Here is a 15,107-nt window from a genome sequence, read left to right on the forward strand (position 1 = left end):
GGCAGGCCGAACAGGCCTCCCCAGGGTAAGACGCGCGACCTTCCTCCCATCTACCCGCCGCATCTACTTCCACATCTTCTGGATAGCTATTGGGCTTCGAGTTTCATGGCCCTCTCGCCCAGATGTGGCTGCCTCATATGCGGTTCCTGTTCGTCGGGCCAGGAGTTTGCCTACAGCTTCCTTCAGATTCCGCCTCACGACGAACACCCTTGCTGTTCAGCTAACGGTTCCCGCTATCAGGGTCCGTAGGGGACTTTCACCCCCAAGTCATCCGGCCAACCACCACGGCGGACCGGATAGCGCCTAATTGGCGCTGCGCGCCATGCCTGGCGCACCACCATAAGCGAGTAGGGTGAGGCGTCTCCGCCTCATCCCTCTCACAGAACCGTACATACGGACCACGTATACGGCTCATGCCATTAACTTACCCCGAATTCGGGGACAGTGATGCCGGTTCTGACCCTGGTCAGATCCAATAACCGTAAGTCATTATGCAGGTAGGCATTGGGGATCGCATGGTGGGCCAGCGGTGAAGCGGCATTACGCCAGCTTTGCATCTTGATGAACTTAAACGGCGGGCGATAGCCCAGCTGTTTCAGCCTCCGATGCAACCGGCCCGGCTTTTTCCACTGCTTGAGCTGGAGGCAACGTAACCGCCGCCTTAGCCAACTCATCACCTGCTTTAACACCCTCGCGCAGTTCGCCACCCGGAAGTAGTTGGCAAAGCCCCGTAACACCGGGTTCAGCTCACGTATAATGGCCGCGAGTCCGATGCCCCGGTTTCGCTTCGTCAGTGCTTTGAGCGTTTGCTTGAGTTTCACCACCTTCTTGTCCTGGATGCGGGTGTACTTCGTGTGGATCACCACGCCCAGGAACTTTACCCCGTCATCGCTGTGAGCGATGTGAGTTTTGGTGGCATTGACGGTCAGCTTCAGCTCATCTTCCAGGTAGCTTTGGGCCACCCGTAACGCATTCTCCGCGCCCGCTCGTGAACCGCTCAGGATCAGGATGTCATCCGCGTAGCGGACGATCCGGTGACCCCGGGCTTTCATGAACTGGTCGAAGGCGTCCAGATAGACGTTCGCAATCAGCGGGCTGATCACGCCGCCCTGCGGGCTTCCCAGCTCCGTTTCTTCAAGGTGGTACCCCACCATCACGCCGCTTTCCAGGAACTGGCGCAGCAGTGACAGGACACTGCCGTCCGTGATCCGTTGGCGGAACTGGCGGATGATCAGGTCATGGTTGAGCGTGTCGAAGCATTTCGACAGGTCCATGTCCACAACCCAGTCACGCCGGTAGCGGCGGATAAACAACTCCGCCTTGCCGATGGCGTGATGACCACTGCGTCCCGGACGATACCCGTAACTCGACGGGTGGAAATCCGGCTCGAAGATCGGTTCGATAATACGGCGCAGCGCCTGTTGTACAACCCGGTCCCGAACCGTCGGAATGCCCAGCAGACGCTCACCGCCGTCATCCTTGGCGATGGCTACGCGCCTGACTGGTTGCGCCCGATAGCGCTTTTCCTTCAGCTCGAGCAACAGGCACGACAGCTCCACCTCCAGATTCGCCTCAAACGCACTCAGGCTCTGCCCATCGATTCCGGCCGCGCCCTTGTTGCGTTTGATGTGTCTGAAGGCTTCATACAGGCGCTGTTTTGACAGCAATTGCCCGTACAGACTGTAGTATTTCCTCATGCCTGCTCATCTCTGTGGTGACGGCTTCGAGGGTCGGTCTGGCTGCTGGTCTGTTTCAGGCGATCCGTCCGGGTACTAGCGCTCTGGCAATCTGCCGCCACGGTATCGCTCTACTCCCTTGTTCGGAGAACACCAGAGCCACTGCGTTCCCGCAGCACCCCGATGCACGTCCCTGCCCCGTCGGGCAGCTTGTGAACGCAGCGTCCACCTGTTCGCTCGTCGTCCGTCACTCTCGTTAATGACTTCCGCCCTTCGCATCCGACCAGAGCTTTTGACCCCGACCGGTCCGCTGAACCTCCGCCAGCGGTCGTTCCGGTTTTGTCCTCCACGCTGTTACCAGGCTTCTCAGGCCGGAACTTCCTCACTACTACGGCTTCATCTGCCACCTCGCACCAACTGCGGCCTCGGCTTTCACCTTGCGCCACAGCCTCCGGCTTCGCCGGATTCGGTGTCAGGCTTCCCCGGTTACTGCACCGGCTCCCTGTTAACGATGCCACCCTCAAGCACAGCCCAGGTCTGACTGAGTATCGGGCGTCGCGCTATTTTGCACGCTAACCCACCTGGGCTGCCGAAGCAGGTTCACTTGCGTTGTGTACCGTTAACTTCCTATGGCTTCCTTCAGACCCCACCGTTGGCCAGTGACGCCCTTGCCAGTCGGATTGTCTTCCCCTCAGTCGGGGTGACGCCATCTTCTTTCAGATGGCCGGGTTTGCCGGCTTCGCCGGGCAAACAAAAAAACCGGCCCCAAAAGGGGCCGGTTCATTATCTACTACAGGTGTTACAACTTTAAGCTTGGTTTAACCAAGGCTTAGAAGTGGTAACGAGCGCCAGTCAGGTAGTAAATGTCGTCGCCGTCAGCGCGCTCAACGCTAACAGGGCCGTCGCCGCCACCGATGGTGACGTCGATGGACTGCTGGTCACGCTGGTTCAGCTCCAGGAACACGTCGAAGTTACTGGAGACTCGGTAGTAAGAACCCAGGGCCCATGCAGTACGGTCATCGCCATCAGCACCGTCTTCGCTTACATCGTAGATGTCAGCAGTGAACGCCCACGGGCCAGTGGTGTAAGTACCACCCAGACCAACTTTGTCGTAACCGTTGCCGAAACCTTCGTCGCTGTGCTCACGGCCTTCGTAGCCCAGGCGAACGGAGAACTGGTCGTTCACGTCGTAAGAACCGATCAGGCCGCCCAGCATTTCGCCGTTACCGCCGCCACGAACTACGTCTTCAACGAAGCCCAGACCTACAGTGAACGGACCTTGCTGGTAACGAACACCACCTTGCGGTGCAATTACGCTGCCTTCTTCACTTGTACCAACCACGTTGCCATCAGTATTCAGGCGTGGACCTGTTTCCTTCAAGCCACGCTCGCTGTAGTACTTCAGCTGCAGGAATGCAGTGAAACCTTGCAGGTCAGGCGTGTAGTAACCGATAGAGTCGCCGCGAGACTGCTTCGAATGACCAGCGAACTCTAGGTCACTATCAGCGAAGATGTAAACGTCGAACGGCTGAGATACGAACTGGCTGTAGAAGCTGTCAAAGTTACCAGCTTGGAAAGTACCGTACTGCTTGCTTTGCAGACCCAGGTAGCTCTGGCGAAGTTCGTTGAAACCACCATCGGTGGTGTTCTCATCACCATCAAAGCGCCATTCTAGACGACCGAAAGCCGTCAGGTCAGACGTCACTTCCTGGCTCATGCGCAGACCCAGACGAGAGAAGACGTCTACGAACTCAGGGCCGTTGTCGATTGCTTCGTTATCAGAGTTGAACTCGGGGCCGCCACCTTCGATACCCATGGCGATACGGCCGTATACGTCCAGACGAGTGCCGTCTTGGTCATATACAGTCGCTGCTTGAGCGGCAGCAGAGGCACCCAGGGCGCCAATGACAGCAGTCGCTAAAAGTGTCTTTTTCATGATATAGGTTCCTTTCACTAGCTTACTGTTTCGATCGTTATTACTGGCCTTCGTAGAAGCCAGCAAGTGGCTTGCGGGCCATGCTCTCAAAGAAGCCAGTAAGTGGCTTGCGGGCCATGCTCTTTTTCTCATCCGCCGGTTTTTCCCGGTGGTATGCGACATGTCCTCAACAAAGCCTTGTTATAGTCCAATGCTCGCAGGTCAAACTCTATACCGGGATTCCAGGGAACGCAATAGAAAAAAACAGTGTTTTTTTACGATTTGTGTTTTTTTATGGAACCCACAACACGGACTCGGGTCTCAGCGGCCTTCGAATTTTTGCTGCAAGCCTTTTAGTTTCTCTTCCATGCTAAGCGGTTTTTTCTGCTCACTTTTTTCTGGAACGGGCGTTCTCGAGGGGAGCTTCTCATCGTTTGGCGATGAGTTACTCGCGGCTGGCTGCGCTTTATTCGTGCGACTTTTCGCGGGGGGAGCCGGACGCTCCATTCGTTTTTTCGTGGGCGCTTCTTGTCGCCGCTCACTGGCATGTTTCGCGGCTTCTTTGTCCACCTTGCCGGCAGGCTGGCCATCTAAATCGACACGCTCTGCTCCTTCACGCATGGATTTGATATAACGCGGCAAATTGACGTAGTTGGCTAGCGCCCGACGGATCAATTTACTCGGCCAAGGCTCGCGCTCGGCCAAATCCTGGTGAATCCCCACTTTCAAGGGTTTGGTGTGCCCTTTGAAGAAGGCATGTGGGTAACGCTGATACCACTGCTTCAATAACGCTTGCGGCGAGGGTTGCGTGACGGCTTCTGGCGTTACTGGCTCGCTGACCGCCGCTGATACGTGCTCGGGCGCTTCGTTCGGCGCTTCTTCTGCCGCCGCGACATCGGTCTCGTGTTCAGCGGGCGATGCCGTAGGCTCCCCTGAGGCGCGAGTCGATAGCGCGGCTAGCTGCTGTTTCAACTGCTGATTCTCTTCGCGCAGCGCAATGAGTTCGGCCTTGTTTTGTTCGAGCCGTGTTTCTAACGTTTCTAGTAGATGCAATACGCTGGCGGCCATAACCCCCTCCTTTGACCCAAATCAGTCGCTGACACGCTCGTACACGACGAAGTCATAATTTGGCTGCCCTTCTGCGGGCTGCCCGGCGACTCGCTGAACTTCTTGCCACTCCTCCGTCGAGAACGCGGGGAAGTACGCATCGCCTTCCACTTCTATATCGACTTCCGTGATGTAGAGACGTTGGGCAAACGGTAAGGCTTGACGGTAAATCTCGCCGCCGCCCATGACCATGATTTCTTCCGCCGCCTCGATGGTCGCCTGCTGATCGGCAAGCGCTAACGCAGCCGGTAGCTCATGGCATACGCGCGTGCCTTCTGCACTAAACTGGGCATCCCGAGTCACGACGATATTGAGACGATTGGGCAGCGGCTTGCCAATGGAGGCGAAGGTTTTACGTCCCATGACCAGCGGCTTGGCCTGGGTCATACGTTTGAAGAATTTCAAATCTTCAGGCAAGTACCAGGGTAGCTTGCCATCGACGCCAATGACGCGATTCTTGGCCATGGCGACGATCATCGCAACGGGCACCAGCGGTTCATAGGCGGTGGCTTGCTGACTCATACGGCTACCTTTGCTTTGATATGCGGATGGGACGCGTAATTTTCGATCTGAATATCATCGAAGGTGAAGTCGAATAGGTTCGTGACCTCTGGATTGAGCACGAGCCTAGGCGGTGGCATGGGTGTGCGGGTTAGCTGCTCCTGCGCCTGCTCTAGATGGTTGCTATACAGGTGGGCATCTCCAAGCGTGTGAACGAATTCCCCCGGCTGTAAGCCCGTGACCTGGGCCACCATGCTCAGCAGCAACGCGTAACTGGCGATATTGAACGGCACGCCGAGGAAAATATCGGCACTGCGCTGGTAAAGCTGGCAGGAGAGTCGCCCGTTGGCGACGTAGAACTGAAACAGACAGTGACACGGCGGCAGCTTCATTTCATCCACTTGGCCTGGGTTCCAGGCCGAGACAATTAACCGCCGCGACTGCGGGTTGGTGCGAATTTGCTCTAGCACATTGGCAATTTGATCCACGCTGCCGCCCTTGGGGTGCGGCCAGCTACGCCACTGGTAGCCATATACGGGGCCCAGGTTGCCCTCTTCATCGGCCCACTCGTCCCAGATACGCACGCCGTGCTCTTTCAGGTAACCGATGTTGGTATCGCCCTTCAGAAACCATAGCAGCTCGTGGATGATGGAGCGCAGGTGCAGCTTCTTGGTGGTCAGCAGCGGAAACCCACGGGAAAGATCAAAGCGCATCTGGTGGCCAAACACCGAGCGCGTACCCGTACCGGTACGGTCACCGCGATCAACGCCCTGTTCGAGCACAGTGCGCATCAGGTCCAGGTAAGGCTGTTCAAGCGCAGGCAATTCGTTCGACGTGGTAAGCGAAGGCGTTGTAGCAGTCACAAAGTTTCCAGATTAACAGCGAGTATGAGGCTGTATTCTAGGCCGCCCTAAAGGCAACGTCTATGTTAAGGGTGGTGGGAGGGAGCTTTAGCTCGCGATGATGCAGGCACAAGTGCCTGCCCAGACAGTCGCCCAATGAAATTGGCCTCCCACAGGCAAGCTTGGGCGGCTACTCAGGCTAGCCTGAACCTCACTGGCTCTACCCAGCCACTTTGCTGCTGCAGGAAGGGGCTTCTTGTGGGAGGGAGCTTTAGCTCGCGATGATGCAGGCACAAGTGCCTGCCCAAACAGTCGCCCAATAAAATTGGCCTCCCACAGACAGGTTTAGGTGGATACTCTGAGCGCCACATCCGGATCATACCTTGGCGTCGATGGGCTTGCCTTTTGACCAGAGCATCAGGAGGAGTCCGAGAATAATCATGGGTAGGGTGAGGAGCATGCCCATGGTGAACCAGCCAAAGGCGAGGTAGCCGATGTGGGCGTCGGGCATGCGGACGAATTCGACCATGAAGCGGAAGACGCCGTAGCCCAGCAGAAACAGGCCGGAGATGAACCCGCGCGCACGAGGTTTGGCCGAGACCCACCAGAGGATGACGAACAGCACGGCGCCTTCCAATACGGCTTCGTAGAGTGCCGAGGGGTGACGCGGCTCTGGGCCCATGCCGGGAAAGGGCATGCCCCAGGGAAGCGAGGTCACGCGGCCGGGCAGCTCATGGTTGATGAAGTTGCCGATGCGCCCTGCCCCGAGGCCGATGGGCACGAGCGGGGCGATGAAGTCGGTGAGGGTGAAGAAAGCCAACTGCTTGCGGCGGGCAAATAGCCAGGCAGCCAGCAATACGCCCATCAAGCCACCATGGAAGCTCATGCCGCCATCCCACACGCGGAAGATCCAGAGCGGGTCGGCCATCCACTGTTCTAATCCGTAAAACAGCGCGTAGCCCAAGCGACCACCGGCGACTACGCCAATGGCACAGTAGAAGAGCAAATCGCCGATATCATCTTTAGTTAAGCCGATACGCGGTGCGCGCTTACAGCCCAGCCACCAGGCAGCGACAAAACCAACTACATACATTAGGCCATACCAATGTACTTGCAACGGGCCTAGGGAAATCGCGACAGGGTCTATCGTTGGGTAGTTGATCATTCACTTTCTCTAATCAAATAAAAGAAACGCTACAGTGTGCCAGAGCGCCATTACGCCAGTATGAAGCGCAATCCCACCACAGCGAGCAGAGCGGCAAAACAGAAACGCAGTGCATCGGCAGGCAGCACATGGGCCAAACGCACGCCAATACGGGCAAACGGTACGCTGGTGGCTACGATACCGATAAATGCTGGCCACATAACAAATCCGGTTGCCCAATGAGGCAAGTGCGGGTTCCCCCACCCCACCACGATAAAGGTCACCGCCCCTACCACTGCTATTGGTAAGCCACAGGCCGCAGAAGTTCCCACCGCTTGTGTCATAGTGGCACCGCAGCGAGAGAGCCAAGGCACTGTCATGGCACCACCGCCTATACCGAACAGCGCAGAAATCGCTCCAACTACGCCACCCGCAATGGACATTGCTACTTTTCTAGGGGCAATAGTGCCGGGTTTCGGCGTAAGCCCGATGACCATTTTGGTAGCTAATAGAAGTACGAAGACGCCAAAAAGCGTACCCAGCACGGTGCCCGACAAGTTATCAGCAATAAACACCCCAGCAATCGCGCCTAGCATTAAGCCGGGCAGCAAGGCCATAAACCAAGCACGATGCACGCTACCTTTACGAAAATGCCCAAGGGCTGAAGAAGCGCCGGTAATGACGATAGTGGCAAGCGAGGTGCCAACAGCAAGGTGCATAGTGATCTCAGGGGAAATGCCCTGTAGCCCGAAGGCAAACACCAGCACAGGAACAATAATGATCCCGCCACCAACCCCAAATAGCCCGGCCATCGTGCCAGCGACTGCCCCTAGCGCCAAGTAACTGGCTAAAATGGCTGCAAAGGTCATTGGCTCGGCCTCTCCAGGGCGTGAGGCAACCATTTATTAATCATGCTATGCAAGGTATCCGGTTGATAGGGTTTGGCTAGAAGGTCATCCATTCCAGCGGCTTCGTAGGTATCTCTGCCCGCGTTATCGACATTGGCGGTCAACGCAATCATCACACTGCGCTGCTTTTGATTTGATTGCTCAAACTTACGCCAACGGCGAGTCGTCTCAAGCCCATCGAGAGTGGGCATAAAAATATCCATAAAGACTAAATCATAAAAAGTGGACTGCTGGCGTTCTAGGGCTTGCTCACCGCTACTGACACCTTCCACCTTAAGGCCCTGGGACTCTAACATTTGCCGCGCCAGCATTAAGTTTACCGGCCCATCGTCAACGACCAATACGCGAGGCCGGTGCTCACCGCCCCCTGATAAATCGTCACTGCTTGTCTCATTCACACTCTGCTGCACGAAATTAGCTAATAGTGAGCGGATATCAGCAAGGCGTTCACGCAGGTGGGTAACGTTCTGGCGGCTGGTCTCAGACGCATCCTCCGTTAGCATGCTGCCAAGGTGCTCAAACAGGCTATCGGCTTCTCGTTGCATCAACGTTAGGTAGCCTGATTTAAGCCGAGACTCCTCTCTTGCCCGCTCCCTGCCTGCCATTAAATGTTTGAGTTGCTTCTGCTGGTGATGCAAGTCATCCAACAACGCTTGGTCACTCCTAGCATGACCATCCTGTGTGACCACATGACTCGCTTTATCAAGCGTTCGAATAACCCCTTCTAGCTGGTCGTTCGCCAGGGTAAGCCGCTGGCAGGGCTGTTCATCGGCCTTCGGCTCAACAAGCGCCGGTAAAGAGTTAAGGGCCACCCTCCTGCGCAGCTCGTCAATACGCTGCTCAAGCTCGCTAAGCCCCTGCGTGAAGAGTGTGTCCTTATACTTGCTCCGCGCTTTGATTAACATTAAAAAAAACGCCTACATTCATGCAGCTGCCCAACAGAAGGGCAAGCATTAGCCACACCGTGGTTGCCCATGACGCTTGGCTGGGTGACATTAGCCAGATAACGGCTCCTACCAACACACATAGCAGGACAAGCGCGGCCTGAACCAGTAATAATGGCCATAGAACTGGCCAGATAATGGCATTCCAGAAGTGCTCTCGCTGATAGCGTTGTGTCATTCGCGATGTCCCAGTTGGCAGGGCGTTAGGCTAGTAGAGATAGCCCGCATCATTAATCACGGCGCGAAAGTCAGTGTACGTCTCCACCGGAAGTGTGTCATGTCGCGCCACTTAAGTATGCCCCGAATAATGCCTATTATGAGTCATTTATGTGTTTAATTACGTTTCGTTGGTCACCCGATAGCCACACTCCTCTACGCTTAGCGGGTAATCGTGATGAGTTCCATGCACGCCCTACTGCCCCACTGAGTGCGTGGAGCGACAAAGCACTGCTGGGTGGCAGAGACTTGGAAGCGGGTGGTACATGGCTGGCAGCAAATCGATACGGCATTGTGGCGGCACTTACCAACGTACGCGATACCACCTTACCCACGCCCCCTAACGCGCCCAGCCGAGGCGAACTGGTGGCGGGGGTACTTAGCAGTGACAACCCCGCCGCATGGCTAGACACCATGGCGAGCCACCAAGCCGAGCGCTACGCTGGCTTTAATTTATTAGTCGCTACCACCCACCAATGCTGGCACCTGCACCGGGGAAGCGATGGCATATCCCTTGTTAATGTGCCGCCCGGGGTTCATGGGCTTTCCAATGCCAGTTTGAATACACCTTGGCCTAAACTACAGGCTGTACGTTGCGCTATGCAGGGTAGTAATAATCACCTATGGCGGCCCGCCACGCGACAGGCGCTGCAAAACCCAGGGCAAGCCGCCGATCACTTGCTACCCGATACGGGGGTTGGCGTTACTCTTGAGCGTCAGCTCTCAGCGGCTTTTATCGTCGGCGAGCAGTACGGCACCCGCGCGACTACTTGGCTGACGCTCAGCCACCGGGGCGATGTGGCTATCACTGAGCAGCGCTTTGGGCCGCTCGGGCGCTTTACTGGCGAAACGACACTTACGGCGCTATGCCAACGATAGTAGCTTATTAATCACGAGGGGGCAGTAGGTGCGACAACTGCCACTCATCCAGCCGTTTATTAAGATGCTCATGGACCAGTGCGGGCGTATCCAGCCGCATGATCTCTTTGAGCAGCGTTTGCGCATCAGCCAGCGTGACCCGACGAATCGCGGCACGCACTTTTGGCAAGCTGGGGGCGTTCATGGAAAGACTGGTAAAGCCCATCGCCATCAACAGCAGCGCGCCTGCTGGGTCACCCGCCAGCTCACCACACAGCGAAATAGGCTTATTCAGCCGCTTCGCATCCTGAGCCAGCTCTTGTAAAGCGCCAAGTAGCGCGGGATGCAGCGCATCGTACAGGCTAGACACCCGCGGATTGTTACGATCCACCGCTAGCAGGTACTGGGTAAGGTCATTACTGCCTACCGAGAAAAAATCGACACGCTTAGCCAGCGCGTCCATTTGATAAATAGTCGCGGGCACTTCAATCATGACCCCCACTTTTGGCCGCTCAACCTTAATACCCTCTTCGCCCAACTCTAAGATGGCGCGATCAAGCAGCCGTATTGCCTCATCGACCTCCTCCACATTGGTGATCATGGGGAGCAGCACGTAGAGATTGCCTAAATCGTGGGAGGCTTTAAGCATGGCGCGCAGCTGTACCATCAGAACTTCAGGATGATCCAGGGTAACGCGCATACCCCGCCAGCCCAGGAACGGGTTGGCTTCCTCAATCGGGAAATAGGGCAAATCTTTGTCGCCACCGATATCTAGAGTACGCATCACCACCGGCAGCGGCGCAAAGCCTTTCAACTGCTCGCGGTACATGCGCATCTGCTCTTTTTCACCTGGGAAGCGCTCGGTAATCATAAATGGCACTTCGGTGCGATAGAGCCCCACCCCGCCAATGCGGCTTTTCAGCAGTGCAGAGGCATCCACCGCCAAGCCAGTATTCACCATCAGCGGCATTTCATGGCCGTCGGGGGTTCTACTGGGCAGATCCTGTTCATGCTCCAGCACTTCGCTGAGCACTTTCTCTTCGGCAATCAGGCTAGCGTAGCGGGTTTGCAGCTCGGCGGCAGGACGCACAAATAGCCGCCCCCGGTGGCCATCTAGCACCACGGGCGCACCGTTCAGGCGTGGCAGCGGCAGGTCTACCATTCCTAATACCGTGGGAATGCCCATGGCACGGGCGACAATCGCCACGTGAGACGTACTGGAACCACGTACCGACACCAATCCTTTTAGCTTGTCGCGCGGCACTTCGCCCAGCATGGCCACACTGATTTCATCGCCAACTAAAATGGCGTTGTCTGGATAGGTTTCCGGCGTGGAGGGCGTATCTTCTTGCAGATGCGCCAACACGCGACGGCCCAGGTCGCGAATATCTGCTGCCCGCTCGCGCAGGTAGTCATCATCGACACGCTCTAGGTATTGCACGTGGCGGCGAACGACATCGGCGAGCGCCCCCGGCGCCCACTGGCCTTCCCGAATTCGTTTTTCGACCTCTTCGGAGAGTGCCGCTTCGCCCAACATCTGTTGGTAGACGTCGAACAGCGCTAGCTCCTGGGAAGAGATCCGGTTAACCAAACGCTCTGCAGCGGCACGAATCTCATCGCGGGTTTTGCCGATGGCCTCTTTTAGCCGGGCAATTTCGTACTCCTGGTCGCTGGGAATAAGATCAGGAACGCTATTGAGGTCGGCGGGAGGAGTGATCACCACGCTTCGCCTATGGCCATGCCGGGTGAGGCCGCGACCCCTTTGAACATCGCCTGGCCACCGGGTAGCGCGGGGCGAGTGAGATTACCGGTGGCTAAGGCATGAGCCAGCACGCCCGAAAGCTGTGCCGCCATGGTGACCAGGAAGGCTTCATCTTCGTCATCGTAGCGGCGCTTTTCCGCCTGCTGCACCACCAGCACCCCCAACATGTGGCGCTGGTGGATAATCGGCACCCCAAGAAAGCTTGAATAACGCTCTTCACCGGTCGCTTCAAAGTAGCGGAAATGGGAGTGCGACTGGGCATCTTCCAAGTTGAGCGGCTCGCTGCGCTTGGCCACCAGCCCCACTAGGCCTTCCCCCAGCGGCAACACGACACGACCCACGGCTTGGGTACGCAGACCAATGGTTTCCATCAGAACCAACGACTCCAGTTCTTTATCGTAAAGATAAAAGGAGCACACGTCGGTCTGCATGGCTTTGCGTATGCGGCGCACCATGGTCGACAGCGCGGCGTCGAGGTTCCGTGCGCCATTCACTTCTTGAATAACGCGTCGCAGCACCTCAAGCATGGACGTTTTCCTATTCACTATTATTTGCCTCGCTGAGGGATTGTCCGGCTGGGCTAACACTGCTTTTATCCTGCAATGATGCGCGCGTTATCCTTCGTTATCTTGTGCCAAGCGCTGCACGCGAGGAGAAAGCTCTCTTAGCGCACGCCGATAGACCTCTCGTTTAAACGGCACCACTTGCCCTAACGGGTACCAGTAGCTAACCCATCGCCAACCGTCGAATTCCGGCTTGGGCGTGGCCGTCATACAAATACGGTTTTCTTGGCAACGAATTTTGAGTAAAAACCACTTCTGTTTTTGGCCAATACACACTGGCCTTGAGTGGGTACGAATCATGCGTCGTGGCAGACGGTAGCGCAGCCAGCCCCGGGTGCAGGCGACAATATCAACATCGTCGGCGGTTAAGCCGATCTCTTCGTGGAGTTCACGAAAAAGCGCTTGTTGTGGCGTCTCGCTTGCCTTAATGCCTCCCTGGGGAAATTGCCACGCATTTTGCCCTACACGACGCGCCCAAAGCAGCTGCCCCTGGCTATTGGCAATGATAATGCCAACATTGGGGCGAAAGCCGTCAGCGTCGATCACGGACATCACCTTCATAAATTTTCAGTTATGCCCATTTTTCCACAAGGGAGACAAGCGTATCAATACAATATCACGCTAAGTGGTGAAACCTAGGTGACTCTGCGATAATCCGGCGCTTTGTATCCGACGACCAACGTCCAACATTAACCATAAGGGGAGCGCCGTGAGTCTGGCCATTTTCGATTTGGACAATACGCTGCTATCCATCGACAGCGACCATGCCTGGGGTGAGTTTCTGGTGGAGCAAGGCGCAGTGGACCCGGTGGCCTACCGCGAGGCCAACGAGCGCTTTCTCGCCGATTACAACGCGGGCACTCTGGATATGGCGGCATTTTTGGAAATGGCGCTGAAACCGCTGGCTGAAAACACGCCGGAGCAGCTGGCGGCGTGGCACCAGCAATTCATGGCCAGCAAAATCGAGCCGCATATTCTGCCCAAAGCCGAGGAGCTGCTGGCCCGCCACCGCACCAAAGGCGATACGCTGCTGATCATTACCGCCACCAATCGCTTTATTACCGGCCCGATTGCCGAGCGCTTAGGTGTTGATGATTTAATCGCCGTAGAACCCGAAATGATCGACGGCCGCTATACCGGCCGAGTAGATGGCGTGCCCAGCTACCGCGAAGGCAAAGTCACCCGCCTGCAAGCGTGGTTGGAAGCCCAAGACCTCACGATGGATGGTGCGTGGTTCTACAGCGACTCCCACAACGACCTCCCGCTGCTAGAGAAGGTCGACCACCCCGTTGCCGTCGACCCCGACGACACCCTTCGCCAAGTGGCTGAAGAACGGAACTGGCGGATTATGAGCCTGCGGGATTAAGGTAAGTGTCACGCATTTCGTGAGATGGCGACAGCCGCCTCGATATCACCACCGTAATTCATCCAACCTAATGCCACCATCGGCACCCCTAGAGGGGTGCTTCGCGGGTGCGCTCCGCTTACGCCGCGCTACAAATTAGCCCACCTCAAGTACGTGACACCCGTAGCGCGGCGTAACGAATCTTGCGAGGGACGAGCAAATGAGGCACCCGCGAAGGCGGCGGGTAGCCGCCTGGATGAAGCCGCCGTGAATGATCACAACTCAGTGCCAAGATCGGCACTCCTGGCGGAGTGCTTCGCGGGTGCGCTCCGCTTACGCCGCGCTACAGGTTCCTACCTAGAGTGCCGCAGACCATTAGAGCGGAGTGCTTGCCCCGTAGCGCGGCGTAACGACTGAGCGAGAGCAACGAGCGAAGGAGGCACCCGCGAAGGCGGCGGGTAGCCGCCTGGATGAAGCCACCGTGAATGATCACACCTCGATGCCAAGATCGGCACTCCTGGAGGAGTGCTTCGCGGGTGCGCTCCGCTTACGCCGCGCTACGGGTGCCCACCTCAAGTGCCGTAAAACCTACCAACACTGGGCAACTGCACATACCCGTAGCGCGGCGTAACGAATCTTGCGAGGGACGAGCAAATGAGGCACCCGCGAAGGCGGCGGATAGCCGCCTGATCCAGCCATCGCAAATCATCACACCTCGGTGCCACCATCGGCACTCCTAACGGAGTGCTTCGCGGGTGCACTCCGCTTACGCCGCGCTACAGGGTCATCGCCAACGTCGGGCATGGGGAATAATCACGGGCACGGACACTACCGTAGCGCGGCGTAACGACTGAGCGAGAGCAACGAGCGAAGGAGGCACCCGCGGAGGGCGGCGCCAGCCGCCCCGATTACGCCACCACAACCCACCGCGCCACCGCCCACCCATGAGGCCTCACCGGCAACGCWCCTAACGGAGTGCTTCGCGGGTGCGCTCCGCTTACGCCGCGCTACGGGTGCCCATCTCAAGTGCCGTGATACCTATCAACACAGAGCAACTGCACATACCCGTAGCGCGGCGTAACGAATCTTGTGAGGGACGAGCAAATGAGGCACCCGCGAAGGCGGCGGATAGTCGCCTGATCAAGCCACCGAAAATTATCACACCACAGTGCCACCTTCGGCACTCCTAACGGAGTGCTTCGCGGGTGCGCTCCGCTTACACCGCGCTACGGGTGCCTACCTCAAGTGCGGTGGCACCTATCAACACGGGTAATTTAGTGGCCCCACACCACAAAGTAGGGGTTTAGCTTTTCAGCAGGGTTGGCA

Annotated in this window: 11 protein-coding genes and 1 pseudogene; 2 read left to right on the plus strand and 10 right to left on the minus strand. The window is 57.0% G+C overall.

What is annotated here, in order from left to right; all coding sequences use genetic code 11:
- Window positions 1-419: 419 nt before the first annotated feature.
- The 8 genes from ltrA to A3220_RS15685 all read right to left on the minus strand — a co-directional run bounded on the left by ltrA (window position 420) and on the right by A3220_RS15685 (window position 8,998).
- Window positions 420-1,697, minus strand: a complete 1,278-nt coding sequence (gene ltrA, locus A3220_RS15650) for a group II intron reverse transcriptase/maturase (RefSeq protein WP_062375799.1) — start codon at window positions 1,695-1,697, stop codon at window positions 420-422.
- 808 nt (window positions 1,698-2,505) lie between these two features.
- Window positions 2,506-3,612 carry a porin gene (locus tag A3220_RS15655; protein WP_062375802.1) on the minus strand — a complete coding sequence of 369 codons (1,107 nt, stop codon included), beginning with the start codon at window positions 3,610-3,612 and terminating at the stop codon, window positions 2,506-2,508.
- A 300-nt stretch (window positions 3,613-3,912) separates the two neighbouring features.
- On the minus strand, window positions 3,913-4,659 hold the full coding sequence (locus A3220_RS15660; RefSeq protein WP_062375804.1) for a ProQ/FINO family protein: 747 nt from the start codon (window positions 4,657-4,659) through the stop codon (window positions 3,913-3,915).
- A gap of 21 nt (window positions 4,660-4,680) precedes the next feature.
- Entirely contained in the window at window positions 4,681-5,220 is a 540-nt protein-coding gene (locus A3220_RS15665; protein ID WP_058576379.1) for a dihydrofolate reductase, read from the minus strand.
- Window positions 5,217-5,990 (minus strand): thymidylate synthase, encoded by a 774-nt coding sequence (locus A3220_RS15670; protein ID WP_230834649.1) that lies wholly within the window; start codon window positions 5,988-5,990, stop codon window positions 5,217-5,219. The genes A3220_RS15665 and A3220_RS15670 overlap by 4 nt, the downstream gene beginning before the upstream one ends.
- A 427-nt stretch (window positions 5,991-6,417) precedes the next feature.
- A complete protein-coding gene (gene lgt, locus A3220_RS15675) occupies window positions 6,418-7,206 on the minus strand; it encodes a prolipoprotein diacylglyceryl transferase (protein ID WP_062375809.1) in 789 nt (262 codons plus the stop codon).
- 50 nt (window positions 7,207-7,256) lie between these two features.
- Window positions 7,257-8,054, minus strand: coding sequence for a sulfite exporter TauE/SafE family protein (locus A3220_RS15680; RefSeq protein ID WP_062375812.1), 798 nt, complete (start codon window positions 8,052-8,054; stop codon window positions 7,257-7,259).
- Complete coding sequence (locus tag A3220_RS15685) at window positions 8,051-8,998, minus strand: response regulator (protein WP_252860502.1); 948 nt, start codon at window positions 8,996-8,998, stop codon at window positions 8,051-8,053. Before A3220_RS15685 ends, A3220_RS15680 begins: the two co-directional genes overlap by 4 nt.
- 366 nt (window positions 8,999-9,364) lie before the next feature.
- Here A3220_RS15685 and A3220_RS15690 point away from each other — a divergent pair, with 366 nt between their 5' ends.
- Window positions 9,365-10,132, plus strand: coding sequence for an NRDE family protein (locus tag A3220_RS15690; RefSeq protein ID WP_062375815.1), 768 nt, complete (start codon window positions 9,365-9,367; stop codon window positions 10,130-10,132).
- 7 nt (window positions 10,133-10,139) lie between these two features.
- On the opposite strand, the pseudogene ptsP reads toward A3220_RS15690, so the two are convergent.
- Together ptsP and A3220_RS15700 are read right to left on the minus strand one after the other, a co-directional pair.
- Window positions 10,140-12,400 (minus strand): annotated as a pseudogene (ptsP, locus tag A3220_RS15695) (phosphoenolpyruvate--protein phosphotransferase).
- Window positions 12,401-12,487: 87 nt separating this feature from the next.
- Window positions 12,488-12,982: an RNA pyrophosphohydrolase gene (locus A3220_RS15700; protein WP_009096477.1), complete on the minus strand. Its 495-nt coding sequence runs from the start codon at window positions 12,980-12,982 to the stop codon at window positions 12,488-12,490.
- 163 nt (window positions 12,983-13,145) lie between these two features.
- On the opposite strand from A3220_RS15700, the gene A3220_RS15705 reads away from it, so the two are divergent.
- The gene (locus A3220_RS15705; protein WP_054641770.1) at window positions 13,146-13,802 is read left to right on the plus strand and encodes an HAD family hydrolase; all 657 of its coding nucleotides are present in this window, start codon (window positions 13,146-13,148) and stop codon (window positions 13,800-13,802) included.
- Window positions 13,803-15,107: the final 1,305 nt, after the last annotated feature.

Source organism: Halomonas sp. KX33721 (genome assembly GCF_001596805.1).
Classification (GTDB): domain Bacteria; phylum Pseudomonadota; class Gammaproteobacteria; order Pseudomonadales; family Halomonadaceae; genus Vreelandella; species Vreelandella aquamarina.

Coding starts and splice junctions, on each gene's coding strand:
- ltrA (WP_062375799.1), bottom strand. CDS start 1,697: ATGAGGAAATACTACAGTCTGTACGGGCAATTGCTGTCAAAACAGCGC.
- A3220_RS15655 (WP_062375802.1), bottom strand. CDS start 3,612: ATGAAAAAGACACTTTTAGCGACTGCTGTCATTGGCGCCCTGGGTGCC.
- A3220_RS15660 (WP_062375804.1), bottom strand. CDS start 4,659: ATGGCCGCCAGCGTATTGCATCTACTAGAAACGTTAGAAACACGGCTC.
- A3220_RS15665 (WP_058576379.1), bottom strand. CDS start 5,220: ATGAGTCAGCAAGCCACCGCCTATGAACCGCTGGTGCCCGTTGCGATG.
- A3220_RS15670 (WP_230834649.1), bottom strand. CDS start 5,990: ATGCGCACTGTGCTCGAACAGGGCGTTGATCGCGGTGACCGTACCGGT.
- lgt (WP_062375809.1), bottom strand. CDS start 7,206: ATGATCAACTACCCAACGATAGACCCTGTCGCGATTTCCCTAGGCCCG.
- A3220_RS15680 (WP_062375812.1), bottom strand. CDS start 8,054: ATGACCTTTGCAGCCATTTTAGCCAGTTACTTGGCGCTAGGGGCAGTC.
- A3220_RS15685 (WP_252860502.1), bottom strand. CDS start 8,998: ATGTTAATCAAAGCGCGGAGCAAGTATAAGGACACACTCTTCACGCAG.
- A3220_RS15690 (WP_062375815.1), top strand. CDS start 9,365: ATGTGTTTAATTACGTTTCGTTGGTCACCCGATAGCCACACTCCTCTA.